Below are 21,610 nucleotides of genomic sequence, written 5' to 3'. Positions count from 1 at the left end.
CTCAGCAGGGGGATGTCTTCTAATCCGTAAATGGTCGGGGCTCCGTCAATCGTCGAGGGCTTGCACGCGAACCTTCGCGGTGCCGCTGCCGATCATGCCCAGGCGCACGGCCGCAGCATGGGACACGTCGATCATGCGCCCACGGGTGTGCGGGCCGCGATCATTGATGCGCACCACACAGGATTTGTCGTTATTCAGGTTGGTGACCTTCACTCGCGTGCCAAAGGGCAACTGGCGATGGGCGGCGGTCAGGGAATTCTTGTCGAAACGCTCGCCACTGGCGGTGCGTTTGCCTTGGTGTTTGGCCCCGTAATAGGACGCGGTGCCGGTCTTGTCGTAACCGTGTGGGTCGATGATGTCGTTGCTGGCGCAACCGGCCAGCAGGGAGAGCAGGGCGCAGGCGCCCAGTAGACGCTTCATTCAAAAGCTCCCAAGTGATCGTTCCCACGCTCCCGCGTGGGAACGCATCCCGTGACGCTCTGCGTCACATTGCGATGGACGCGGAGCGTCCGGGGCGGCATTCCCACGCAGAGCGTGGGAACGATCCTCGGGCGCAAGACCACGGTTTAGCCTTCGAGCTTGCTTTTCAGCAGTTCGTTGACCTGTTGCGGGTTGGCCTTGCCTTTGGAGGCTTTCATGGCCTGGCCGACGAAGAAGCCGAACATCTTGCCGCGTTTGGCTTCGTCTGCCGCGCGGTATTGCTCGACCTGTTCGGCATTGGCCGCGAGCATCTCGTCCAGCACCGCCGAGATGGCGCCGCTGTCGGTCACTTGCTTCAAACCGCGCTTGTCGATGATCTCGTCCGCGCTGCCTTCGCCGTTGGCCATCGCTTCGAACACCACCTTGGCGATTTTGCCGGAGATGGTGTTGTCGGTGATGCGCAGCAACATGCCGCCCAGTTGCTCGGCCGAGACCGGCGACTGGTCGATGTCCAGGCCCTGTTTGTTCAACAGGCTGCCCAGTTCAACCATCACCCAGTTGGCCGCCAGTTTGGCGTCGCCGCCGATGCTTACGACTTTCTCGAAGTAATCGGCTTGCTCGCGGCTGGTGGCCAGGACGCTGGCGTCATAGACCGACAGGCCGAACTGCGCCTGGAAACGCTCGCGTTTTTGCGGCGGCAATTCCGGCAGGGTGGCGCGCACGTCATTGAGGAACGAGTCCTCGATCACCACCGGCAGCAGGTCCGGATCGGGGAAGTAACGGTAGTCGTTGGCTTCCTCTTTGCTGCGCATCGGACGGGTTTCGTCCTTGTTCGGATCGTACAGGCGCGTTTGCTGGATCACCTTGCCGCCGTCTTCGATCAGCTCGATCTGACGCTGCACTTCGCTGTTGATCGCCTTCTCGATGAAACGGAACGAGTTGACGTTCTTGATCTCGCAGCGGGTGCCGAATTCAACCTGGCCTTTCGGACGGATCGACACGTTGCAGTCGCAACGCAGCGAGCCTTCGGCCATGTTGCCGTCGCAGATGCCCAGGTAACGCACCAGCGCATGGACGGTCTTGACGTAGGCCACGGCTTCCTTGGCACTGCGCATGTCCGGCTCGGAAACGATTTCCAGCAGCGGTGTGCCGGCACGGTTCAGGTCGATGCCGGTGGCGCCGTTGAACTCTTCGTGCAGGCTTTTACCGGCGTCTTCTTCCAGGTGCGCACGGGTCACGCCGACACGTTTGATCGTGCCGTCTTCCATGGCGATGTCCAGGTGGCCCTTGCCGACGATCGGCAATTCCATCTGGCTGATCTGGTAGCCCTTGGGCAGGTCCGGATAGAAATAGTTTTTACGGGCGAACACGTTGTGCTGGCCGATCTCGGCATCGATGGCCAGGCCGAACATCACCGCCATACGCACCGCTTCCTGGTTCAGCACCGGCAGTACGCCGGGCATGCCCAGGTCTACCAGGCTGGCCTGGGTATTCGGCTCGGAGCCGAACGTGGTGGAACTACCGGAAAAGATTTTCGACCGGGTGGTGAGCTGGGTATGAATCTCCAGCCCGATCACGACTTCCCATTGCATGTGTTTCTCCTCAGAAGCCGGTTGGGGTGCGGGTGTGCCAGTCAGTGTTGAGCTGATACTGGTGGGCAACGTTCAACAGGCGACCTTCCTGGAAATACGGGGCGAGCAATTGCACGCCGACCGGCAGACCGTCGACAAAACCGGCCGGCATCGACAAGCCCGGCAGACCCGCGAGGTTGGCGGTGATGGTGTAGACGTCTTCCAGATAGGCAGCGACCGGGTCGCTGTTCTTGGCGCCGAGTTTCCAGGCCGGGTTTGGCGTGGTTGGGCCGAGGATGATGTCGACTTCATTAAAGGCCGCCATGAAATCGTTCTTCACCAGGCGACGGATTTTCTGCGCCTTCAGGTAGTAGGCGTCGTAGTAACCGGCGGACAGCGCGTAGGCACCGACCATGATCCGGCGCTGCACTTCCGCGCCGAAACCTTCGCCACGGGAGCGCTTGTACAAGTCTTCGAGGTTTTTCGGGTCGTCGCAGCGGTAGCCGAAACGCACGCCGTCGAAGCGCGACAGGTTGGAGGACGCTTCCGCCGGGGCGATCACGTAGTACGCAGGAATCGCGTGCTGCATGTTCGGCAGGCTGATTTCCTTGATCACGGCACCGAGTTTTTCCAGCTCTTTAATGCTGGTGTGGATCAGCTCGGCAATGCGCGGGTCGAGACCGGCGCTGAAGTATTCCTTCGGCACGCCGATGCGCAGGCCTTGCAGCGAGGTATTGAGGCTGGCGCTGTAATCCGGCACCGGTTCGTCGATGCTGGTGGAGTCATTGGCATCGAAACCGGCCATGCCTTGCAGCAGGATTGCGCAGTCTTCGGCAGTGCGCGCCAACGGGCCGCCCTGATCGAGGCTGGAGGCGTAAGCGATCATGCCCCAGCGCGAAACGCGACCGTACGTCGGTTTCAGGCCGGTGAGGTTGGTGAACGCCGCCGGTTGGCGAATCGAGCCGCCGGTGTCGGTGGCGGTCGCCGCCGGCAACAGACGAGCGGCCACTGCGGCAGCCGAACCACCGGACGAACCGCCCGGCACGTGTTCCAGGTTCCACGGGTTTTTCACCGCGCCGTAGTAGCTCGACTCGTTGGCCGACCCCATGGCGAATTCGTCCATGTTGGTCTTGCCCAGGGTCACGGCACCGGCAGCCGCCAGTTTGGCGACCACGGTGGCGTCGTACGGGGCTTTAAAGTTGTCGAGCATCTTCGACCCGCAGCTGGTGCGGATGCCCTGGGTGCAGAACAGGTCTTTGTGGGCGATCGGTGCGCCAAGCAGGGCACCGCTTTCACCATTGGCCCGGCGTGCGTCAGCGGCTTTCGCCTGCTGGAGCGCCAGGTCTTCGGTGAGGCTGATGAAACTGTTGAGCTGTGGATCGAGCTGGGCGATGCGCGCCAGCAGGACTTTGGTCAGCTCTTCGGAAGAAAACTTTTTATCGGCGAGTCCGCGGGCGATCTCGGCCAGAGTCATTTGATGCATTGCAGGCTCTTTCCCTTTAGTCGATGACTTTCGGAACCAGGTACAGGCCGTTTTCGACCGCTGGTGCGATGGACTGATAGGCCTCGCGATGATTGGTCTCGGTGACTACGTCTGCACGCAGGCGCTGGCTGGCTTCCAGTGGGTGGGCCAGCGGCTCGATACCATCGGTATTGACCGCCTGCATTTCGTCGACCAGGCCGAGAATGCTGTTCAGGGCCGAAGTGATGTGTGGAAGATCGGCATCATTCAGGCCAAGGCAGGCCAGATGTGCGATTTTTTCCACGTCGGAGCGTTCAAGCGCCATTGCGATTCTCCAGTGGAAAACAGAACGGACGGCGTCCGTGTGTTAGATTGTCGGAACACTACCGCATTTCTACGGTCATAAGGCCGCGATTGTGGGGGTTGGTGCACAGAAAAGCGGCCAATTTAACATATTGGCGCCTTGCCCAAAATCCCTGTCGTTGTTAGAGTTTGCCGCACTTTTTTACCCACGCGTTGCCTAGGGTCCCTTTCCCATGTTCAAGAAACTGCGTGGCATGTTTTCCAGCGATCTTTCCATTGACCTGGGCACTGCCAACACCCTTATTTACGTGCGCGAGCGCGGAATCGTCCTGAATGAGCCCTCCGTTGTGGCTATTCGGACACACGGTAACCAGAAAAGTGTCGTCGCTGTCGGCACCGAAGCCAAGCGTATGCTTGGCCGTACGCCGGGCAACATTGCTGCCATTCGTCCGATGAAAGACGGCGTCATTGCCGACTTCAGCGTTTGCGAAAAGATGCTGCAGTACTTTATCAACAAGGTTCACGAAAACAGCTTCCTGCAGCCTAGCCCTCGTGTGCTGATCTGCGTTCCTTGCAAATCGACCCAGGTTGAGCGTCGTGCCATCCGTGAATCGGCCCTTGGTGCCGGTGCCCGTGAAGTGTTCCTGATCGAAGAGCCGATGGCTGCAGCGATCGGTGCCGGCCTGCCGGTTGAAGAAGCACGCGGTTCGATGGTTGTCGATATCGGTGGCGGTACCACTGAAATCGCGCTGATCTCCCTGAACGGTGTGGTTTACGCCGAATCCGTACGGGTTGGCGGCGACCGCTTCGATGAAGCGATCATCACTTACGTGCGTCGCAACTACGGCAGCCTGATCGGCGAATCCACCGCCGAACGCATCAAGCAGGAAATCGGTACTGCCTACCCGGGCGGCGAAGTTCGTGAAGTCGACGTTCGTGGCCGTAACCTGGCTGAAGGCGTACCACGCGCATTCACCCTGAACTCCAATGAAGTGCTGGAAGCTCTGCAAGAGTCCCTGGCCACCATCGTTCAGGCTGTGAAAAGTGCCCTGGAGCAATCGCCGCCGGAACTGGCGTCCGATATCGCCGAGCGAGGCCTGGTGCTGACCGGTGGTGGCGCCTTGCTGCGTGACCTCGACAAGTTGCTGGCCCAGGAAACCGGTCTGCCGGTGATCGTTGCCGAAGATCCGCTGACCTGCGTTGCTCGTGGCGGTGGCCGTGCCCTGGAAATGATGGATAAACACACCATGGACCTGCTCTCCAGCGAATAAGTCGCCGGATTGCCTCTATGCTGTTGAGCGCGCAGGCAGCACTTTGCAGTGCTGCCTGTTCGCGTTTATCTTCTGTCGTCTGCATCCAGGCCGGTTTGATGCCGTATGAGTAAAGAGAACATTTGCCTGGGAGGAGCGGCTTATTAAACCGCTTTTCTCTAAAGGTCCCTCACTGGGCGTGCGCTTGTTGGTGCTGGTCGTGCTTTCGATCGCGCTGATGGTGGTCGATGCCCGCTTCACACTGCTCAAGCCAGTGCGTAGCCAGATGTCGCTGGTGCTGATGCAGTCTTACTGGATCACCGACCTGCCGCAGCGGCTATGGCAAGGTGTGGCCAGCCAGTTTGGCAGCCGTACCGAACTCGTCGCCGAAAACGAAAAACTCAAGACCGAAAACCTGCTGTTGCAGGGCCGCATGCAAAAGCTTGCCGCCCTCACCGAGCAGAACGTTCGGCTGCGCGAGTTGCTCAATTCCTCCGCGCTGGTCAACGAGAAGGTCGAAGTGGCCGAGTTGATCGGCATGGACCCCAACCCCTTCACCCATCGCATCATCATCAATAAAGGTGAGCGCGACGGTGTGATCCTCGGCCAGCCGGTGCTCGATGCTCGTGGCTTGATGGGCCAGGTGGTGGAGTTGATGCCATACACCTCCCGTGTGCTGTTGTTGACCGACACGACCCACAGCATTCCCGTGCAAGTGAACCGCAACGGTCTGCGCGCGATTGCCAGCGGCACCGGCAACCCGGAACGCCTGGAATTGCGTCATGTGGCCGACACCGCCGACATTAAAGAAGGCGATCTGCTGGTCAGCTCCGGCCTCGGCCAGCGGTTCCCTGCGGGCTACCCGGTGGCGACGGTCAAGGAAGTGATTCACGATTCCGGCCAGCCGTTTGCCATCGTCCGTGCTGTGCCGACCGCGGCCTTGAACCGCAGTCGTTATCTGTTGCTGGTATTCAGCGATGGCCGCACCGCCGAAGAACGCGCCAACGAAGCCGCCCAGGCCCAGGAAGCGCTGGACCAGCACGGCGGCGGCCCGATCATTCCGGCCACTGTGCCGAAACCGATTCCTGCGGTGGTGCCAGCTCCGGCCGTTGCTGCGCCAGCGACCACGCCAGCGGTCACAACGCCTGCTGCAACGACGCCGGCCAGCACCCGTCCGGCCAAGCCTGTCGCCAAGCCGACTGCGCCGAAACCTGCTGCCAAACCGCCTGTCTCTGCACCGGCCACCACTGGGGGACGCGAATAATGCCGGGTGCTACTTCATCGCGAAACGGCTGGATCGTCTGGTTGACCTTCGCCATCGGCCTGCTGCTCAGCGTTTCGCCGCTGCCGCAGTTCATGGAAATCCTGCGTCCCCTGTGGCTGGCTTTGCTGCTGGCGTTCTGGGCGCTGGCCTTGCCGCAAAAGGTCGGCATGGTCACCGCGTTTTGCCTGGGGCTGGCTGAAGACGTGCTCTACGGCACCTTGCTGGGCCAGAATGCATTGATCCTGACGCTCATCACCTTTCTCGTGCTGTCGCTGCAACAACGGCTGCGCATGTTCCCGATGTGGCAGCAGTGCCTGGTGATCCTGGTGATCTTCGGCCTCGCCCAACTGGTCCAATTGTGGCTCAGCGCCTTGACCGGTAACCGTCAGCCAACATTGGCGCTGGTACTTCCGGCACTGGTGAGTGCGCTGCTCTGGCCGTGGATCAGCTTCGGTTTGCGTGGACTGCGTCGGCGTTACAAAATCAATTAATTCGGTCAGGCATTTGCCCGCACCTCGACAAGGGAGATGTCTGGATGAAATTGCTTTACCTCGCCTCAGGCTCGCCGCGTCGGCGTGAACTGCTCACGCAGATCGGCGTGCCGTTCTCCGCCATCAGCGCGGACATCGATGAAACCCCTTTAAGTCACGAAACCCCATCGGCCTATGTCGAGCGCCTGGCGCGCGGCAAGGCCGAGGCCGGGCGGCGCACGGTCGTGTCCGATGCGGCGTTCTGCGTATTGGGCGCGGACACCGCCGTGGTACTGGACGGGAAAATTCTCGGCAAGCCGGTGGACGAAGCCGATGCTTGCGCCATGCTTATGATGTTGGCGGGGCATGAACACGAAGTGCTGACGGCGATTGCCGTGCTCGATGGTGAGCGTTGCGAATCCCGGGTAGTGCGCAGCCTTGTGCGGTTTCGCGACATCAGCCGCGAGGAAGCAGCGGCCTACTGGGCCAGCGGCGAACCCCGGGACAAGGCGGGAGGCTATGGCATTCAAGGACTGGGCGCGGTGTTTGTCGCCGGGCTCGATGGCAGCTATTCGGCGGTGGTCGGATTGCCGTTGTGCGAAACCGCAGAACTCCTCGGCCATTTCGGCATACCCTGTTGGCAAACCCTAAACGCGCGCTAAGCGTCGTACTGACTAGATGCGGCCATTTTCGTGAACATGCCTGAACGAGACCCTGCCATGAGTGAAGAGATTCTGATCAACATCACGCCGATGGAATCGCGCGTGGCGGTGGTCGAAAACGGTGTTCTGCAAGAGGTTCATGTCGAACGCACGCAAAAGCGCGGGATCGTCGGCAACATCTATAAAGGCAAGGTCGTGCGGGTTCTGCCGGGCATGCAGGCGGCCTTCGTCGACATCGGCCTGGACCGCGCCGCCTTCATTCACGCCTCGGAAATCTCCCTGCGCGAAGGCCCGGCGGTAGAAAGCATCAGCAGCCTGGTGCACGAAGGCCAGAGCCTGGTGGTGCAAGTCACCAAGGACCCGATCGGTTCCAAGGGCGCGCGCCTGACCACGCAACTGTCGATCCCGTCGCGCTATCTGGTGTACATGCCGCGCACGGCCCACGTCGGCATTTCCCTGAAGATCGAAGACGAAGCCGAGCGCGAACGCCTCAAGCAAGTGGTCACCGATTGCGTGGCCAAAGAAGGTATCAAGGAAGCCGGCGGTTTCATCCTGCGCACTGCTGCCGAAGGCGCTGGCGCCGATGAAATCCTCATGGACATCCGCTACCTGCGCCGGCTGTGGGACCAGATCAACGCCCAGATCAAAACCATCGGCGCCCCGAGCGTGATCTACGAAGACCTCGGCCTGGCGCTGCGCACCTTGCGTGACCTGGTGAGCCCGAAGATCGAAAAGATCCGGATCGACTCCCGGGAAACCTTCCAGAAAACCACACAATTCGTCGCCGAACTGATGCCCGAGATTGCTGACCGGCTCGAGCATTATCCGGGCGAGCGGCCGATTTTCGATTTGTACGGCGTCGAAGACGAAATCCAGAAAGCCCTGGAACGCAAAGTGCCGCTCAAGTCCGGCGGCTATCTGGTGGTCGACCCGGCGGAAGCCATGAGCACCATCGACGTCAACACCGGGGCGTTCGTCGGCCATCGCAATCTCGAAGAAACCATCTTCAAGACCAACCTCGAAGCGGCCACCGCCATCGCTCGCCAACTGCGCCTGCGCAACCTCGGCGGGATCATCATCATCGACTTCATCGACATGGAAGATGAAGAGCACCAGCGCCAGGTGCTGCGCACGCTCGAGAAGCAACTGGAGCGCGATCACGCCAAGACCAACATCATCGGCATCACCGAGTTGGGCCTGGTGCAGATGACCCGCAAGCGCACCCGCGAAAGCCTCGAACAGGTGTTGTGCGAACCGTGCAGCAGTTGCCAGGGCCGCGGCAAACTGAAGACACCGGAAACGGTCTGCTACGAAATTTTCCGCGAAATCCTGCGCGAAGCCCGCGCCTATCAGGCCGAAGGCTATCGTGTATTGGCGAATCAAAAAGTGGTGGATCGCTTGCTCGATGAAGAGTCGGGCAACGTCGCCGAGCTGGAAGGGTTTATCGGCCGCACCATTCGGTTCCAGGTCGAAACCATGTATTCCCAGGAACAATACGACGTGGTGCTGCTCTGAATCTCCAGGTTTCACCGCGACTAGAACGGCTGGCCTCAGCTTTTTGCAGTATTTTTGCCATGGGAGCCACCTGACATGGACCGTCTGACACGCATTTTGGCCGCACTGACCCGCTGGGGACTGGGCCTGTGTGCGTTGGCTCTGGTGCTGATGGCGTTGTACGTCAGCCTCGGCCGGGAGCTGGCGCCGCTGGTGGCCGAATACCGCACCGACATCGAGAGCAAAGGCACTGATGCGCTGGGCATGCCGCTGCAAATCGGCAAGCTGGAAGGCAGCTGGAGCGGTTTTGCGCCGATCCTGCTGGCGCATGACGTAATGGTCGGCGCGGGCACCAATGCCCTGCGCCTGGATAACGTGCGTGCGGTTCCGGATCTCTGGGCCAGCCTGTTGGCTCGCGAAGTGCGCATTGCACATCTGGAACTCAATGGCCTGAAGGTCAGCCTCAAGGAAGGCGCGGACGGCCAGTGGGCGCTGGAAGGTTTGCCGGTGCAGCAAGACCAGCCGATGGATCCTGCACAGTTGCTCAATCGCATGCAGATGGTCGAACAGCTGTCGGTGCTCGACAGCCAGATCACCTTGCAGCCGCTGGACCATGCGCCGCTGACCTTGACTTACGTCGGCTTGAATCTGCAAACCGGTGCCTCCCGCCAGCGACTCGACGCGCGCCTGACCCTGCCCGATGGCCAGCCTGTGGCCATGAGCCTGCGCACCCGTGTGCGCGCCAATGCATGGAAGGATGGCGAGGCGCAGGCTTACCTGAGCCTGCCGCAAAGCGACTGGTCGAAATGGTTGCCCGGGCGCCTGACCCGGCAGTGGAATTTCTCCGAGATCAAGGCGGGCGGCGAGCTCTGGCTGAGCTGGGGGAAAGGCGCTGTGCAAAGCGCAGCAATTCGCCTCAATGCCCCGCAATTGAAGGGCGCCTACGCCGAGCGCAAGCCAATCCAGATCAACAATTTTGCCCTCAACGGCTACTTCCAGCGCAGTGACGAAGGCGCCTTGGTGACCCTTGATTCCTTGTCGATGAACTTTGGCGACACGCGCTGGGAAACTCATCTGCAACTCAAGCAAAGCGTTGCCACGGACAAGACCGATGAGCTCTGGCACCTGCAAGCCGACCGTCTCGACCTGACCCCGCTGACGCCGCTGCTCAATGCGCTGGGGCCGTTGCCGGAAGGCGTGGCCACCGCCGTCGAGAAGCTCAAGGTCACCGGTGCCCTGCGTAACGTATTGATGGATTTTCGGCCCAACGCCACCGACGACAGCAAATTCGGTTTCGCCGCCAACCTGGAGCGTGTCGGCTTCGATGCCTATCACGGCGCACCGGCGGCGCGAAATGTCAGCGGCAGCATCAGCGGTGACCTCGGTCACGGCGAGCTGCGCATGGACAGCAAGGATTTTTCCCTGCACCTGGACCCGATTTTCGCCAAGCCATGGCAATACATCCAGGCCAATGCCCGGCTGACCTGGAAACTCGATAAAGACGGCTTCACCCTCGTCGCGCCGTACCTGAAAGTGCTGGGCGAAGAGGGCAAGATTGCCGGTGACTTCCTGATCCGCCTGCATTTCGACCGCACCCAGGAAGACTACATGGACCTGCGGGTCGGCCTGGTGGACGGCGACGGCAAATACACCGCCAAGTACCTGCCAACGGTGCTCAGCCCGGCGCTGGACGAATGGCTGCGCACGGCGATCCTCAAAGGCGCGGTGGACGAAGGTTTCTTCCAGTACCAGGGTTCGCTGAACCATGGCGCCGCCGATACCGCCCGCAGCATCAGCCTGTTTTTCAAGGTGCATGACGCCGAACTGGCGTTCCAGCCGGGCTGGCCGCATGTCAGCAAGGTCAGTGGCGACGTGTTCATCGAAGACAGCGGCGTGCGGATTCTGGCCAGCAAGGGGCAGTTGCTCGACACCCAGGTCAGCGATATTTACGTCAATATCCCCCATGTGCCGGCCGGGCAAAACGTCCACCTGTTCCTCGACGGCGGGTTTGCCGGCGGCTTGGGCGATGGCCTGAAGATTCTCCAGCAAGCCCCGATCGGTACCGCCGACACCTTCGCCGGTTGGGAAGGCGAGGGCGACCTGCAGGGCAAGCTCAAACTGGATATCCCGTTGGCCAAGGGCGAACTGCCGAAAATCCTGGTCGATTTCAAGACCGCCAAGGCACGGCTGAAACTGGCCGAGCCGACCCTGGAACTGACGCAGCTCAAGGGCGATTTCCGTTTCGACAGCACCAAGGGCTTGAGCGGACAGAACATCACCGCACGGGCGTTCGACAAACCGGTGAGCGCGCAGATATTTGCCGATGGCAGCCCGGGCAAGCTCAACACCCGGGTCGCGGCGTCCGGCCAGGTCGAGGTGAAGAAACTCACCGACTGGCTGAACGTGACCCAGCCGTTGCCCGTGTCCGGTGTCGTTCCTTACCAGTTGCAACTGAGCCTCAATGGCGCCGACAGCCAACTGGTCGTCAGTTCCAATCTCAAAGGCGTCGCCATCGATTTGCCGGCGCCGTTCGGCATGGCCGCCGATGTGGGCCGTGACACGGTGTTCCGCATGTCCCTGCAAGGGCCGGAGCGGCGTTACGGTGTCACTTATGGCGACCTGGCGAATTTCACCTTTGCGGCACCGCCCGGTAATTTTGCCGACGGTCGCGGAGAATTGTTCCTCGGCAACGGCACCGCCGTGTTGCCGAACGCCAAGGGTCTGCGCATCAGCGGCGTGCTGTCGGAGCTGGATGTCGGTCCGTGGAAGGAGCTGGCGGACAAGTACGCCGGCCAGGACCCGGGCGGCAGCGCCAAGCAGTTGCTCAGCGGCGCGGACTTCAAGGTCGGCAAGCTCAGTGGCATCGGGCCGACGCTCGATCAGGTGTCGGTGCAGTTGAACCGCAAACCGTCGGCCTGGGCCTTGCAGCTCGACAGTCAGCAGGCCAGGGGCAGCGCGACGATCCCCGATGCGAAAGCCGCGCCGATAGCGATCAATCTGCAATACGTGCGGTTGCCGGCGCCGGATCCGACCGTGCTGGCCGACGAAAACTCGCCGGACCCGTTGGTCGGCGTGGATCCGACCAAGATCCCGGCGCTGGATATCACCATCAATCAGCTGTTCCAGGGCAATGACCTGGTCGGCGCCTGGTCGCTGAAAGTCCGCCCGACCGCCAAGGGCATCGCCCTCAATACGCTGGACATGGGCCTCAAGGGCATCCTGTTGCAAGGCAGCGGTGGTTGGGAAGGCACGCCGGGCGCGACTAACAGTTGGTACAAGGGCCGGATCAGCGGCAAGAACCTGGCCGATGTGCTCAAGGGCTGGGGCTTTGCGCCGAGCGTCACCAGTGAAGAGTTTCATATGGATGTCGACGGTCGCTGGCCCGGCTCGCCGGCGTGGCTGGCCACCAAGCGTTTCTCCGGCAGCCTCGATGCTTCGCTGAATAAAGGCCAGTTTGTCGAAGTCGAGGGCAGCGCCCAGGCGTTGCGGGTGTTTGGCCTGCTCAACTTCAACTCCATCGGCCGTCGCCTGCGCCTGGACTTCTCCGACCTGTTCGGCAAAGGCTTGAGCTACGACCGGGTCAAAGGCCTGCTGGTGGCCAGCAACGGCGTTTACGTAACCCGCGAGCCGATCCTGTTGACCGGCCCGTCGAGCAATCTGGAGCTCAACGGCACCCTCGATTTGGTCGGCGATCAGGTCGATGCCAAGTTGCTGGTGACTTTGCCTCTGACCAACAACCTGCCGATTGCCGCGTTGATTGTCGGCGCACCCGCCATTGGTGGTGCGCTGTTCCTGATCGACAAACTGATTGGCGACCGTGTGGCGCGTTTCGCCAGCGTCAAGTACACCGTCAAGGGGCCATGGAAAGAGCCGAAGATCACCCTGGACAAGCCTTTTTGAGTTCTTTTTTGAAAAAGCACACACCAGGGCTATGGAGTAGCATGGTCCGTCTGCCCTTGTAAAAAGCGAAGAAGGAGCGCGGCATGTCTGTAGCGGTGATTCAAATGGTCAGCCAGAACGATGTGCTGGCCAATCTGGCCCAGGCCAGGCGCCTGCTTGAACAAGCGGCAAACGCTGGCGCACGGCTGGCGGTGCTGCCGGAAAACTTCGCCGCCATGGGCCGACGCGACATTGCCGATATCGGCCGCGCCGAAGCCATGGGCGACGGCCCGATCCTGCCGTGGTTGAAACAGACCGCCCGCGCCCTCAAGTTATGGATAGTCGCCGGCACGTTGCCGTTGCCGCCGGTGGATCAGCCGACGGCGAAGGTGCATGCCTGCTCGCTGCTGGTGGATGACCAGGGCGAAACCGTTGCACGGTATGACAAGCTGCACCTGTTCGACGTCGATGTGGCGGACAATCGCGGGCGTTACCGTGAATCCGATGACTATGCTTATGGCAGTGGCGTTGTGGTGGCGGACACGCCCGTCGGTCGAGTCGGCCTGACGGTGTGTTATGACCTGCGCTTCCCGGAGTTGTACAGCGAATTGCGTGCTGCCGGTGCGGAGCTGATTACCGCACCATCGGCCTTTACCGCCGTGACCGGTGCGGCCCATTGGGATGTGCTGATCCGCGCACGGGCCATCGAGACCCAGTGTTATGTGCTCGCGGCCGCCCAGGGTGGCACCCATCCGGGGCCGCGAGAGACGTATGGGCATGCTGCCATCGTCGACCCGTGGGGTCGCGTGCTGGCGCAACAGGATCAAGGCGAGGCCGTGTTGCTGGCCGAACGCGATAGCAGCGAACAGGCGTCCATCAGGGCGCGGATGCCGGTGTCCAGTCACCGGCGCTTTTTCTCGCAGGGCGCCCAGCGACCTGCCTCAGAACGTGAATTTAAGGCGTAAAGCATATGAGCGAGTTGTTGTCCTCAGTCAGTGACCACCTGTTAGCGCCCGGCGGCGTGACGATCGAGAGTCTGCAAAGTGTGCTCGGCGATCTGGCCGGCCCGGGCATCGATGCTGCCGATCTGTATTTCCAGGGCCAGATTTCCGAGTCCTGGGCGCTGGAAGACGGGATCGTCAAGGAAGGCAGCTTCAACCTCGACCAGGGCGTCGGCGTGCGCGCGCAATCGGGTGAGAAGACCGGTTTTGCCTACAGCAATGCCATCACCCTCGAAGCGTTGGGCGCGGCGGCTCGTGCGGCCCGTTCGATCTCCCGCGCCGGGCAGAACGGCACCGTGCAAGCGTTCACCACCCAGGATGTCGCCCAGTTGTACGGGCCGGACAACCCGTTGGAAGTGATGACCCGCGCCGAGAAAGTCGAATTGCTCAAGCGTATCGACGTCGCGACTCGCGCCCTCGATCCACGTATCCAGCAAGTCACCGTGAGCATGGCCGGGGTTTGGGAGCGCATTCTCGTCGCGTCCACCGACGGCAGCCTGGCGGCGGATGTGCGGCCGCTGGTGCGCTTCAACGTCAGCGTGATCGTCGAGCAGAACGGGCGCCGCGAACGCGGCGGCCATGGCGGCGGCGGTCGTACCGATTACCGTTATTTCCTCAGCGATGACCGCGCGATGGGCTATGCCCGTGAAGCGTTGCGTCAGGCGTTGGTGAACCTGGAGGCGATTCCGGCGCCGGCCGGCACATTGCCGGTGGTGTTGGGTTCGGGCTGGTCCGGCGTGCTGCTGCACGAAGCGGTCGGTCATGGCCTGGAGGGCGACTTCAACCGTAAAGGCAGTTCGGCCTACAGCGGGCGTATGGGCGAGATGGTTGCCTCCAAACTGTGCACCATCGTCGATGACGGCACGATCGCCGGTCGCCGGGGCTCGTTGAGCGTCGACGACGAAGGCACCCCGACCGAGTGCACCACGCTGATCGAAAACGGCGTGCTCAAAGGCTATATGCAGGACAAGCTCAACGCGCGCCTGATGGGCGTGGCCCGTACCGGTAACGGTCGTCGCGAATCCTACGCGCACTTGCCGATGCCGCGGATGACCAACACCTACATGCTGGCCGGCCAAAGCGACCCGGAAGAAATCATCGCCTCGGTGAAGCGCGGCATCTACTGCGCCAACCTCGGCGGCGGTCAGGTGGACATCACCAGTGGCAAGTTCGTGTTCTCCACCAGCGAGGCGTACCTGATCGAAGACGGCAAGATTACTGCCCCGGTCAAAGGCGCGACGTTGATCGGCAACGGCCCGGAAGCCATGAGCAAGGTGTCGATGGTCGGTAACGACCTGGCGCTGGACAGTGGTGTGGGGACGTGCGGGAAGGATGGGCAGTCGGTGCCGGTGGGTGTCGGCCAGCCAACGCTGAAAATCGATGCGATCACTGTGGGTGGCACAGGATCCTGATGGATGGAGCTTCGGGTGAACCGCGTGGCGGCTCACCCGATTTGAGATTTAACGCAGACCGCGTTGAGTCTCGTCCAGCTCACGGATGTACTTGAAGACTTTACGGCTCGATGCCGGTGGCTTGTTGGTCGCCAGTTCGTGCTGGGCCTGACGGATCAGGGAGCGCAACTGTTGACGATCAGCCTCCGGGTAGTCGAGCACGAACTTCTCCAGGACTGCATCGTCGCCCGCGATCAAGCGATCGCGCCAGCGTTCCAGGCCGTGGAAACGTTCGTTGTACTGCCGGGTGGAGGCATCGAGTTGATCGAGCAGCTTGAAAATGGCGTCAGTGTCCTGATCGCGCATCAGTTTGCCGATGAACATCAGGTGCCGTTTACGCGCGATATTCGCGGTGTGCTTGGGCGCATCGGCCAGGGCCCGGCGCATAGCGTCGGTCAACGGCAGTTTTGCCAGCAAGTCAGGCTTGAGCGTTGTAAGGCGTTCGCCGAGGTCAACCAGAGCATGCAGCTCGCGTTTAACCTGGGATTTGCTTTTTTCTCCCGTATCGAGGGAGTCGTCGTAAGAATCAACCATGGTGGCCGTCCGCAAAGAAACGCCGCCATGATAACCAGTCGGGGGCCGCTTGTCCGGCCCGGTCGCTCGAAGGCCCCAGCCGAAAGCAGAATTTGAGTGGAGAACAGCATGAGTGCAGTTGAAAGCGTCGGCCCACAAGCGTTGCCGGCACTGCAAGAGCAAGTCGAGCAGATCATCGCTGAAGCCAAGCGCCAGGGTGCCAGCGCCTGTGAAGTCGCGGTGTCGCTGGAGCAGGGCCTGTCCACTTCGGTGCGTCAGCGGGAAGTCGAAACCGTCGAATTCAATCGCGATCAGGGTTTTGGCATCACCTTGTACGTCGGCCAGCGCAAAGGCTCGGCCAGCACCTCGGCCAGCGGTCCGGAGGCGATTCGCGAAACCGTCGCTGCCGCACTGGCCATTGCCAAACACACCTCGGAAGACGAAGCCTCCGGCTTGGCTGATGCCGCGCTGATGGCCAAGGATCTGCGGGATTTCGACCTGTTCCACGAGTGGGACATCACCCCCGAGCAAGCCATCGAGATGGCCCTGAGCTGTGAAGCGGCGGCGTTTGCCACCGACAGCCGGATCAAGAACGCCGACGGCACCACCCTCAGCACGCATCAGGGCTGCCGCGTCTACGGCAACAGCCACGGCTTTATCGGTGGCTACGCATCGACTCGTCACAGCCTGAGTTGCGTGATGATCGCCGAGGCCGAAGGCCAGATGCAGCGCGATTACTGGTACGACGTGAACCGTCAAGGCAACTTGCTGGCTGACCCGGTGAGCATCGGCCAGCGTGCCGCGCAACGGGCAGCGAGCCGTCTGGGCGCCCGCCCGGTGCCGACCTGCGAAGTGCCGGTGCTGTTTTCGGCGGAGTTGGCCGGTGGTTTGTTCGGCAGCTTCCTGTCGGCGGTGTCCGGCGGCAGCCTGTATCGCAAATCGTCGTTCCTCGAAGGCACCCTGGGGCAGAAGCTGTTCCCGGAATGGCTGACCCTGGATGAGCGTCCGCATTTGATGCAAGCGATGGGCAGCTCGGCGTTCGATGGCGATGGTCTGGCGACCTATGCCAAACCGTTCGTCGAAAATGGCGTTTTGGTGTCGTACATCCTCGGCACCTATTCCGGTCGTAAACTGGGCATGCCAAGCACCGCCAACGCCGGCGGCGTGCACAACCTGTTCGTCACCCATGGCGACGAAGACCAGGCCGCGCTGTTGCGTCGCATGGGCCGTGGCTTGCTGGTCACCGAATTGATGGGCCAGGGCTTGAACATGGTCACCGGTGACTATTCCCGTGGTGCGGCGGGTTTCTGGGTCGAGAACGGCGAAATCCAGTTCGCGGTCCAGGAAGTGACTATCGCCGGCAACATGCGCGACATGTTCAAGCAGATTGTGGCGGTGGGGAATGACCTGGAACTGCGCAGCAACATTCGCACCGGTTCGGTGTTGATCGAGCGGATGACGGTGGCGGGCAGCTGACCCGAACCCGTTACACAAAAGGCGCGCCATCCATTGGATGGCGCGCCTTTTTTTGTGCCTCACACGCCGAACTGTAGGAGCAAGCTTTGCTCCCACAGAGACGGTGACAAACAATAGCGGGGTTGTTTTGGTTCTCATTATCATCTAATAATAAATCTCATTACCGAATGAGCCCGGATTATGAGTTCTGCCTTGCACGAGCAGCCTTACCTCGAAAGCTGGCGCTGGATGAGTCGCCAGATTCGTTGCGCGATGGATCCCGACGAACCGCGCCTGATCGAACATTACCTGGCCGAAGGCCGGTATCTGGCCTGTTGCACGGCCACCTCACCCTGGACCATCTCTGAAACCTCCTTCCGTTTGTTGCTCGACACCGCCGCCGATGTCGCGCTGCCGTGGCACTGGCGCACCTTGTGTCTCGACCAGGCCTGGCGCCCATTGCGCGAGCTGGAACGCCTCTCTTTGTGCAAATGCCGCCTAAAGCGCTGGCAGAGCTACACCTGGCAACTGGCGACCTGCGAGTTGCAGCCCTCGATTCCCCTCATAGAACTGGTGCAAGGATTTCCCGATGAGTAACACTCGTATCGAACGCGACAGCATGGGCGAGCTGCAAGTCCCGGAGGCTGCCCTCTACGGCGCGCAAACCCAACGTGCAGTGGATAACTTCCCGATCAGCGGCAAACCGATGCCGGTGCAGTTCGTCCGCGCGTTGATCCTGGCCAAGGCTGCTGCCGCCCGGGCCAACGTCGAGCTCAAGCAGATCAGCGAATCCCAGGGCAAAGCCATCGTCGATGCCGCTCAAGGCCTGATCGAAGGCGATTTCATGCAGCACTTTCCGGTGGATATCTTCCAGACCGGTTCCGGCACCAGCTCCAACATGAACGCCAATGAAGTGATCGCCACCCTGGCCAGTCGATTGCTGGGTGAGCCAGTAAACCCCAACGATCACGTCAACTGCGGCCAGAGCAGCAACGACATCATCCCGACCACCATTCACGTCAGTGCCGCACTGGCCTTGCATGAGCAACTGCTGCCGGCGCTGGTGCATCTGGTGCAAGTGATCGAACACAAGGCCGAGCAGGTTCATCACCACGTCAAAACCGGGCGCACGCACCTGATGGATGCGATGCCGGTGCGCATGAGCCAGGTGCTCAACGGCTGGGCGCAACAGCTCAAGGCCAACATCGGCCACCTGCAAGACTTGCTACCGAGTCTGCAATCCCTGGCGCAGGGCGGCACGGCAGTGGGCACCGGAATCAACGCACATCCGCAGTTCGCGGCGCGTTTCAGCCAGCAATTGAGCAAATTGACCCAGGTGCAATTCCAGCCGGGCAAGGACCTGTTTGCGCTGATCGGCTCCCAGGACACGGCAGTCGCCGTGTCTGGCCAGCTCAAGGCCACCGCGGTGTCGCTGATGAAAATTGCCAACGACCTGCGCTGGATGAACTCCGGGCCATTGGCCGGCCTCGGCGAAATCGAACTCGAAGCCTTGCAGCCGGGCTCCTCGATCATGCCGGGCAAGGTCAACCCGGTGATCCCGGAAGCCACGGCGATGGTTGCCGCTCAAGTGATCGGCAATGACACGGTGATCACCATCGCCGGCCAGTCGGGCAACTTCGAATTGAACGTGATGCTGCCGATCATCGCCCAGAACCTGCTGAGCAGCATCGAATTGCTGGCCAACTCCAGCCGTCTGCTGGGCGACAAGGCCATCGCCAGCTTCAAGGTCAACGAGGCCCGGCTCAAGGAAGCGCTGTCGCGCAACCCGATTCTGGTCACGGCACTCAACCCGATAATCGGTTACCAAAAAGCCGCGGAGATCGCCAAGAAGGCGTATCAGCAGGGCCGTCCGGTGATTGATGTCGCCCTGGAACACACCGACCTGTCGCGTAGCCAACTGGAAGAGTTGCTCAATCCAGAAAAGCTCACTGCCGGCGGCGTGTAATCACCGCTACCGCTTTGGAGGCTCACCATGGAGCACTGGAAACGCACAATCGAAAGGGCCAATCGCCATTTCATGCTGGGCGAGTTCGTCGATGCCCGCGAGGCTTACTTGCAGGCTCTGGCGCTGGCCCAGGTGTTGTTCGAGCGCTGGGCGGATGCCGACGAAGCGGTGGCCGCTTGCGTGATTTCCCACCACAACCTCGCGGACCTGCATTTGCGCCTGAACCAGCCGGAGGAGAGCGCCGAGTACCTGTGCGCCATCCACCAACGCTTGTTGCAGACCATGCAGGACCCGCGCCTGACCCCGGCCCTGCGCGAAGCCGCGCTACGCCAGAGCAGCAAAACTTACGTCGAGCTGCTGAATTTCATCAGTGAACACGGCGAATACCCGCGCACCCATCGTTTGCTGCACATGGATGCTGCGTCGCCGCGGCACCCGTCTGCCCCTCTTCAATATGGAGTCCATTGAAATGGCTTTTACCTTGCCTGCCTTGCCGTACGCCTACGACGCCCTGGAACCGCACATTGATGCGCAAACCATGGAAATCCACTACACCAAGCACCACCAGACCTATATCAACAACCTCAACGCGGCCGTTGAAGGCACCGAGTTTGCCGAATGGTCGGTGGAAAAACTGGTGGCCAGCGTCCAGCAACTCCCGGAAAAACTGCGCGCCGCGGTGATCAATCAGGGCGGCGGTCACGCCAACCATTCGCTGTTCTGGGAGGTCATGGCGCCTAACGCGGGCGGCAAGCCTGATGGCACGCTGGCCAAGGCTATCGATGAACAACTGGGCGGTCTCGACAGCTTCAAGGAAGCCTTTACCAAAGCCGCGCTGACTCGCTTCGGCAGTGGCTGGGCGTGGTTGAGCGTGACGCCGCAAAAGACCCTGATCGTGGAAAGCAGCGGCAACCAGGACAGCCCGTTGATGAACGGCAACACGCCGATCCTTGGCCTCGACGTCTGGGAACACGCCTATTACCTGCGTTATCAGAACCGTCGCCCGGAATACATCAACGCGTTCTACAACGTGATCAATTGGCCCGAAGTCGCGGCGCGCTATCAGGCTGCGCTGGTTTAAGTCTTCTATAAAAACAATCCAAGGCTGACTATGGGCACTGAAACACTGGCGATCGGTAGCGGACGAATGTTTCGTTACGCGTTGGGATCGCTGTTACTGCTGGCGGGTATGACGTTGTTGGTCGCCCAGGGATTGGCGTGGCTGGACCTTGAGCCGAAGTTGCTGCGCGCCCTGCAAGGTGGCGCGATTTGCGCCTTGGGCACCGCGCTCGGGGCAGTGCCGGTCCTGGTGATTCGGCGCATGCCCCAGGCGCTCAGCGATACCCTGCTGGGTTTCGGTGCCGGTGTGATGCTTGCAGCGACGGCGTTTTCGCTGATCGTCCCGGGCATCTCTGCGGCCGAAAGCCTGGGGCTGACGCCTTGGGCGGCCAGCGGTTTGATCAGTTTCGGCATCATGCTCGGCGCGTTCGGGTTGTTCCTGGTGGATCGCAAGGTCTCCGGGGCCAGCCCGGAAATGCTCGTCGGCACCTTGGAACGCCCGGTGATTCCGCCGCGGATCTGGTTGTTCGTGTTCGCCATCATTGCCCACAACATTCCCGAAGGCATGGCGGTCGGCGTTTCGGCCGGCGGCGGCATGCCCGACGCCGATAGCCTGGCCATGGGCATCGCCTTGCAGGATGTGCCCGAGGGACTGGTGATTGCGTTGGTGTTGGCCGGGGCAGGGATGTCGCGGGTCAAGGCGTTCCTGATCGGCGCGGCATCGGGGCTGGTGGAGCCGGTCTTCGCGCTGTTGTGTGCGTGGCTGGTGAGCCTGGCGGAATTGCTGCTGCCGTTGGGACTGGCGCTGGCGGCCGGGGCGATGCTGCTGGTGGTGACCCATGAAGTCATCCCGGAGTCGCGGCGCAATGGTCACGACAAGCTGGCCAGCCTGGGATTGTTGATGGGGTTTTGTTTGATGATGGTGATGGATACAGCGTTGGCCTAGCAGGGACGTACGGCCTTGTAGCAGCTGGCGAAGCCAGCGTTCGGCTGCAAAGCAGTCGTAAAATCAGATACTGCGGTCCTTCAGGCAAACCTTGTATGCCGGATTTACGACTGCTTCGCAGCCGAACGCAGGCTTCGCCAGCTGCTACACGGGGCTGTGGTTATCCGCCTTCGCCGAAGTAGTCGTTGATCAGCGCCACCAATGCCTGGAGCGCCTCTTCAGCCTGTTCGCCTTCAGTGCTCAGGTGGATCATGGTGCCCTTGCCAGCCGCCAACATCATCATGGCCATGATGCTTTTACCGTCGACTGTGGATTCCGGCGTGCGCCCGACCCGGATCGAACAGTCCTTGAACTCACCAGCAACACCGACGAATTTTGCAGAAGCACGGGCATGCAGGCCCAGTTTGTTGATGATTTCAATTTCCAGAGCAGGCATCGCGTTGT

20 protein-coding genes are annotated in these 21,610 nt (G+C 61.3%); 14 read left to right on the top strand and 6 right to left on the bottom strand.

Annotated elements, in window-relative coordinates; translation table 11 throughout:
• Window positions 1-45: 45 nt before the first annotated feature.
• The 4 genes from HKK52_RS15935 to gatC form a co-directional block, all read right to left on the bottom strand.
• The gene (locus HKK52_RS15935) at window positions 46-420 is read right to left on the bottom strand and encodes a septal ring lytic transglycosylase RlpA family protein (RefSeq protein WP_169371613.1); all 375 of its coding nucleotides are present in this window, start codon (window positions 418-420) and stop codon (window positions 46-48) included.
• Between the two features lie 146 nt (window positions 421-566).
• Window positions 567-2,012: an Asp-tRNA(Asn)/Glu-tRNA(Gln) amidotransferase subunit GatB gene (gene gatB, locus HKK52_RS15930; protein ID WP_169371612.1), complete on the bottom strand. Its 1,446-nt coding sequence runs from the start codon at window positions 2,010-2,012 to the stop codon at window positions 567-569.
• Between the two features lie 10 nt (window positions 2,013-2,022).
• Window positions 2,023-3,474 (bottom strand): Asp-tRNA(Asn)/Glu-tRNA(Gln) amidotransferase subunit GatA, encoded by a 1,452-nt coding sequence (gene gatA, locus HKK52_RS15925; RefSeq protein ID WP_133838526.1) that lies wholly within the window; start codon window positions 3,472-3,474, stop codon window positions 2,023-2,025.
• A gap of 16 nt (window positions 3,475-3,490) precedes the next feature.
• Entirely contained in the window at window positions 3,491-3,778 is a 288-nt protein-coding gene (gatC, locus tag HKK52_RS15920; protein ID WP_007901429.1) for an Asp-tRNA(Asn)/Glu-tRNA(Gln) amidotransferase subunit GatC, read from the bottom strand.
• A gap of 211 nt (window positions 3,779-3,989) precedes the next feature.
• Between gatC and mreB the strand changes: the two genes are divergently transcribed.
• The 8 genes from mreB (at window position 3,990) to tldD (ending at window position 15,188) form a co-directional block, all read left to right on the top strand.
• Window positions 3,990-5,027 carry a rod shape-determining protein MreB gene (gene mreB, locus HKK52_RS15915; RefSeq protein ID WP_002555108.1) on the top strand — a complete coding sequence of 346 codons (1,038 nt, stop codon included), beginning with the start codon at window positions 3,990-3,992 and terminating at the stop codon, window positions 5,025-5,027.
• A 142-nt stretch (window positions 5,028-5,169) separates the two neighbouring features.
• Window positions 5,170-6,270 (top strand): rod shape-determining protein MreC, encoded by a 1,101-nt coding sequence (mreC, locus tag HKK52_RS15910; protein WP_169374249.1) that lies wholly within the window; start codon window positions 5,170-5,172, stop codon window positions 6,268-6,270.
• Window positions 6,270-6,761 (top strand): rod shape-determining protein MreD, encoded by a 492-nt coding sequence (gene mreD, locus HKK52_RS15905; protein ID WP_169371611.1) that lies wholly within the window; start codon window positions 6,270-6,272, stop codon window positions 6,759-6,761. Before mreC ends, mreD begins: the two co-directional genes overlap by 1 nt.
• A gap of 44 nt (window positions 6,762-6,805) precedes the next feature.
• Window positions 6,806-7,402: a Maf family protein gene (locus HKK52_RS15900; protein ID WP_169371610.1), complete on the top strand. Its 597-nt coding sequence runs from the start codon at window positions 6,806-6,808 to the stop codon at window positions 7,400-7,402.
• A gap of 57 nt (window positions 7,403-7,459) precedes the next feature.
• Entirely contained in the window at window positions 7,460-8,917 is a 1,458-nt protein-coding gene (gene rng, locus HKK52_RS15895; RefSeq protein WP_123516354.1) for a ribonuclease G, read from the top strand.
• A gap of 75 nt (window positions 8,918-8,992) precedes the next feature.
• Window positions 8,993-12,796, top strand: a complete 3,804-nt coding sequence (locus HKK52_RS15890; protein WP_169371609.1) for a YhdP family protein — start codon at window positions 8,993-8,995, stop codon at window positions 12,794-12,796.
• A gap of 83 nt (window positions 12,797-12,879) precedes the next feature.
• Window positions 12,880-13,740 carry a carbon-nitrogen hydrolase family protein gene (locus HKK52_RS15885; protein WP_169371608.1) on the top strand — a complete coding sequence of 287 codons (861 nt, stop codon included), beginning with the start codon at window positions 12,880-12,882 and terminating at the stop codon, window positions 13,738-13,740.
• Window positions 13,741-13,745: 5 nt separating this feature from the next.
• Complete coding sequence (tldD, locus tag HKK52_RS15880) at window positions 13,746-15,188, top strand: metalloprotease TldD (protein WP_169371607.1); 1,443 nt, start codon at window positions 13,746-13,748, stop codon at window positions 15,186-15,188.
• A gap of 48 nt (window positions 15,189-15,236) precedes the next feature.
• Here tldD and yjgA read toward each other — a convergent pair whose 3' ends face one another.
• Window positions 15,237-15,761 carry a ribosome biogenesis factor YjgA gene (yjgA, locus tag HKK52_RS15875; RefSeq protein WP_133838533.1) on the bottom strand — a complete coding sequence of 175 codons (525 nt, stop codon included), beginning with the start codon at window positions 15,759-15,761 and terminating at the stop codon, window positions 15,237-15,239.
• A 108-nt stretch (window positions 15,762-15,869) separates the two neighbouring features.
• Between yjgA and pmbA the strand changes: the two genes are divergently transcribed.
• The 6 genes from pmbA (at window position 15,870) to HKK52_RS15845 (ending at window position 21,166) form a co-directional block, all read left to right on the top strand.
• Window positions 15,870-17,216, top strand: a complete 1,347-nt coding sequence (gene pmbA / locus HKK52_RS15870) for a metalloprotease PmbA (protein WP_169371606.1) — start codon at window positions 15,870-15,872, stop codon at window positions 17,214-17,216.
• Between the two features lie 180 nt (window positions 17,217-17,396).
• Entirely contained in the window at window positions 17,397-17,792 is a 396-nt protein-coding gene (locus tag HKK52_RS15865; RefSeq protein WP_169371605.1) for a FagA protein, read from the top strand.
• Window positions 17,785-19,161, top strand: coding sequence for a class II fumarate hydratase (locus HKK52_RS15860; RefSeq protein ID WP_169371604.1), 1,377 nt, complete (start codon window positions 17,785-17,787; stop codon window positions 19,159-19,161). Before HKK52_RS15865 ends, HKK52_RS15860 begins: the two co-directional genes overlap by 8 nt.
• 27 nt (window positions 19,162-19,188) lie before the next feature.
• Window positions 19,189-19,629 carry a hypothetical protein gene (locus HKK52_RS15855; protein ID WP_169371603.1) on the top strand — a complete coding sequence of 147 codons (441 nt, stop codon included), beginning with the start codon at window positions 19,189-19,191 and terminating at the stop codon, window positions 19,627-19,629.
• A 1-nt stretch (window position 19,630) separates the two neighbouring features.
• Window positions 19,631-20,242 carry a superoxide dismutase gene (locus HKK52_RS15850; RefSeq protein ID WP_169371602.1) on the top strand — a complete coding sequence of 204 codons (612 nt, stop codon included), beginning with the start codon at window positions 19,631-19,633 and terminating at the stop codon, window positions 20,240-20,242.
• Between the two features lie 30 nt (window positions 20,243-20,272).
• Complete coding sequence (locus HKK52_RS15845) at window positions 20,273-21,166, top strand: ZIP family metal transporter (protein WP_169371601.1); 894 nt, start codon at window positions 20,273-20,275, stop codon at window positions 21,164-21,166.
• A 160-nt stretch (window positions 21,167-21,326) separates the two neighbouring features.
• On the opposite strand, the gene HKK52_RS15840 is transcribed toward HKK52_RS15845, so the two are convergent.
• Complete coding sequence (locus tag HKK52_RS15840) at window positions 21,327-21,602, bottom strand: HPr family phosphocarrier protein (RefSeq protein ID WP_169371600.1); 276 nt, start codon at window positions 21,600-21,602, stop codon at window positions 21,327-21,329.
• Between the last annotated feature and the right edge of the window lie 8 nt (window positions 21,603-21,610).

The organism is Pseudomonas sp. ADAK2 (assembly GCF_012935755.1).
Classification (GTDB): domain Bacteria; phylum Pseudomonadota; class Gammaproteobacteria; order Pseudomonadales; family Pseudomonadaceae; genus Aquipseudomonas.
The sequence above is the reverse complement of the archived record's forward strand: the minus strand, read 5'-3'. Positions and strand labels throughout refer to the sequence as shown.

What these genes read in the sequence shown, in the direction of transcription:
- rng (WP_123516354.1), top strand. Translation starts at nt 7,460, where the DNA reads ATGAGTGAAGAGATTCTGATCAACATCACGCCGATGGAATCGCGCGTG.
- pmbA (WP_169371606.1), top strand. Translation starts at nt 15,870, where the DNA reads ATGAGTGCAGTTGAAAGCGTCGGCCCACAAGCGTTGCCGGCACTGCAA.
- HKK52_RS15885 (WP_169371608.1), top strand. Translation starts at nt 12,880, where the DNA reads ATGTCTGTAGCGGTGATTCAAATGGTCAGCCAGAACGATGTGCTGGCC.
- HKK52_RS15890 (WP_169371609.1), top strand. Translation starts at nt 8,993, where the DNA reads ATGGACCGTCTGACACGCATTTTGGCCGCACTGACCCGCTGGGGACTG.
- gatA (WP_133838526.1), bottom strand. Translation starts at nt 3,474, where the DNA reads ATGCATCAAATGACTCTGGCCGAGATCGCCCGCGGACTCGCCGATAAA.
- HKK52_RS15855 (WP_169371603.1), top strand. Translation starts at nt 19,189, where the DNA reads ATGGAGCACTGGAAACGCACAATCGAAAGGGCCAATCGCCATTTCATG.
- gatB (WP_169371612.1), bottom strand. Translation starts at nt 2,012, where the DNA reads ATGCAATGGGAAGTCGTGATCGGGCTGGAGATTCATACCCAGCTCACC.
- mreD (WP_169371611.1), top strand. Translation starts at nt 6,270, where the DNA reads ATGCCGGGTGCTACTTCATCGCGAAACGGCTGGATCGTCTGGTTGACC.
- gatC (WP_007901429.1), bottom strand. Translation starts at nt 3,778, where the DNA reads ATGGCGCTTGAACGCTCCGACGTGGAAAAAATCGCACATCTGGCCTGC.
- tldD (WP_169371607.1), top strand. Translation starts at nt 13,746, where the DNA reads ATGAGCGAGTTGTTGTCCTCAGTCAGTGACCACCTGTTAGCGCCCGGC.
- HKK52_RS15865 (WP_169371605.1), top strand. Translation starts at nt 17,397, where the DNA reads ATGAGTTCTGCCTTGCACGAGCAGCCTTACCTCGAAAGCTGGCGCTGG.
- yjgA (WP_133838533.1), bottom strand. Translation starts at nt 15,761, where the DNA reads ATGGTTGATTCTTACGACGACTCCCTCGATACGGGAGAAAAAAGCAAA.
- HKK52_RS15845 (WP_169371601.1), top strand. Translation starts at nt 20,273, where the DNA reads ATGGGCACTGAAACACTGGCGATCGGTAGCGGACGAATGTTTCGTTAC.
- mreB (WP_002555108.1), top strand. Translation starts at nt 3,990, where the DNA reads ATGTTCAAGAAACTGCGTGGCATGTTTTCCAGCGATCTTTCCATTGAC.
- HKK52_RS15850 (WP_169371602.1), top strand. Translation starts at nt 19,631, where the DNA reads ATGGCTTTTACCTTGCCTGCCTTGCCGTACGCCTACGACGCCCTGGAA.
- HKK52_RS15900 (WP_169371610.1), top strand. Translation starts at nt 6,806, where the DNA reads ATGAAATTGCTTTACCTCGCCTCAGGCTCGCCGCGTCGGCGTGAACTG.
- HKK52_RS15860 (WP_169371604.1), top strand. Translation starts at nt 17,785, where the DNA reads ATGAGTAACACTCGTATCGAACGCGACAGCATGGGCGAGCTGCAAGTC.
- HKK52_RS15840 (WP_169371600.1), bottom strand. Translation starts at nt 21,602, where the DNA reads ATGCCTGCTCTGGAAATTGAAATCATCAACAAACTGGGCCTGCATGCC.
- HKK52_RS15935 (WP_169371613.1), bottom strand. Translation starts at nt 420, where the DNA reads ATGAAGCGTCTACTGGGCGCCTGCGCCCTGCTCTCCCTGCTGGCCGGT.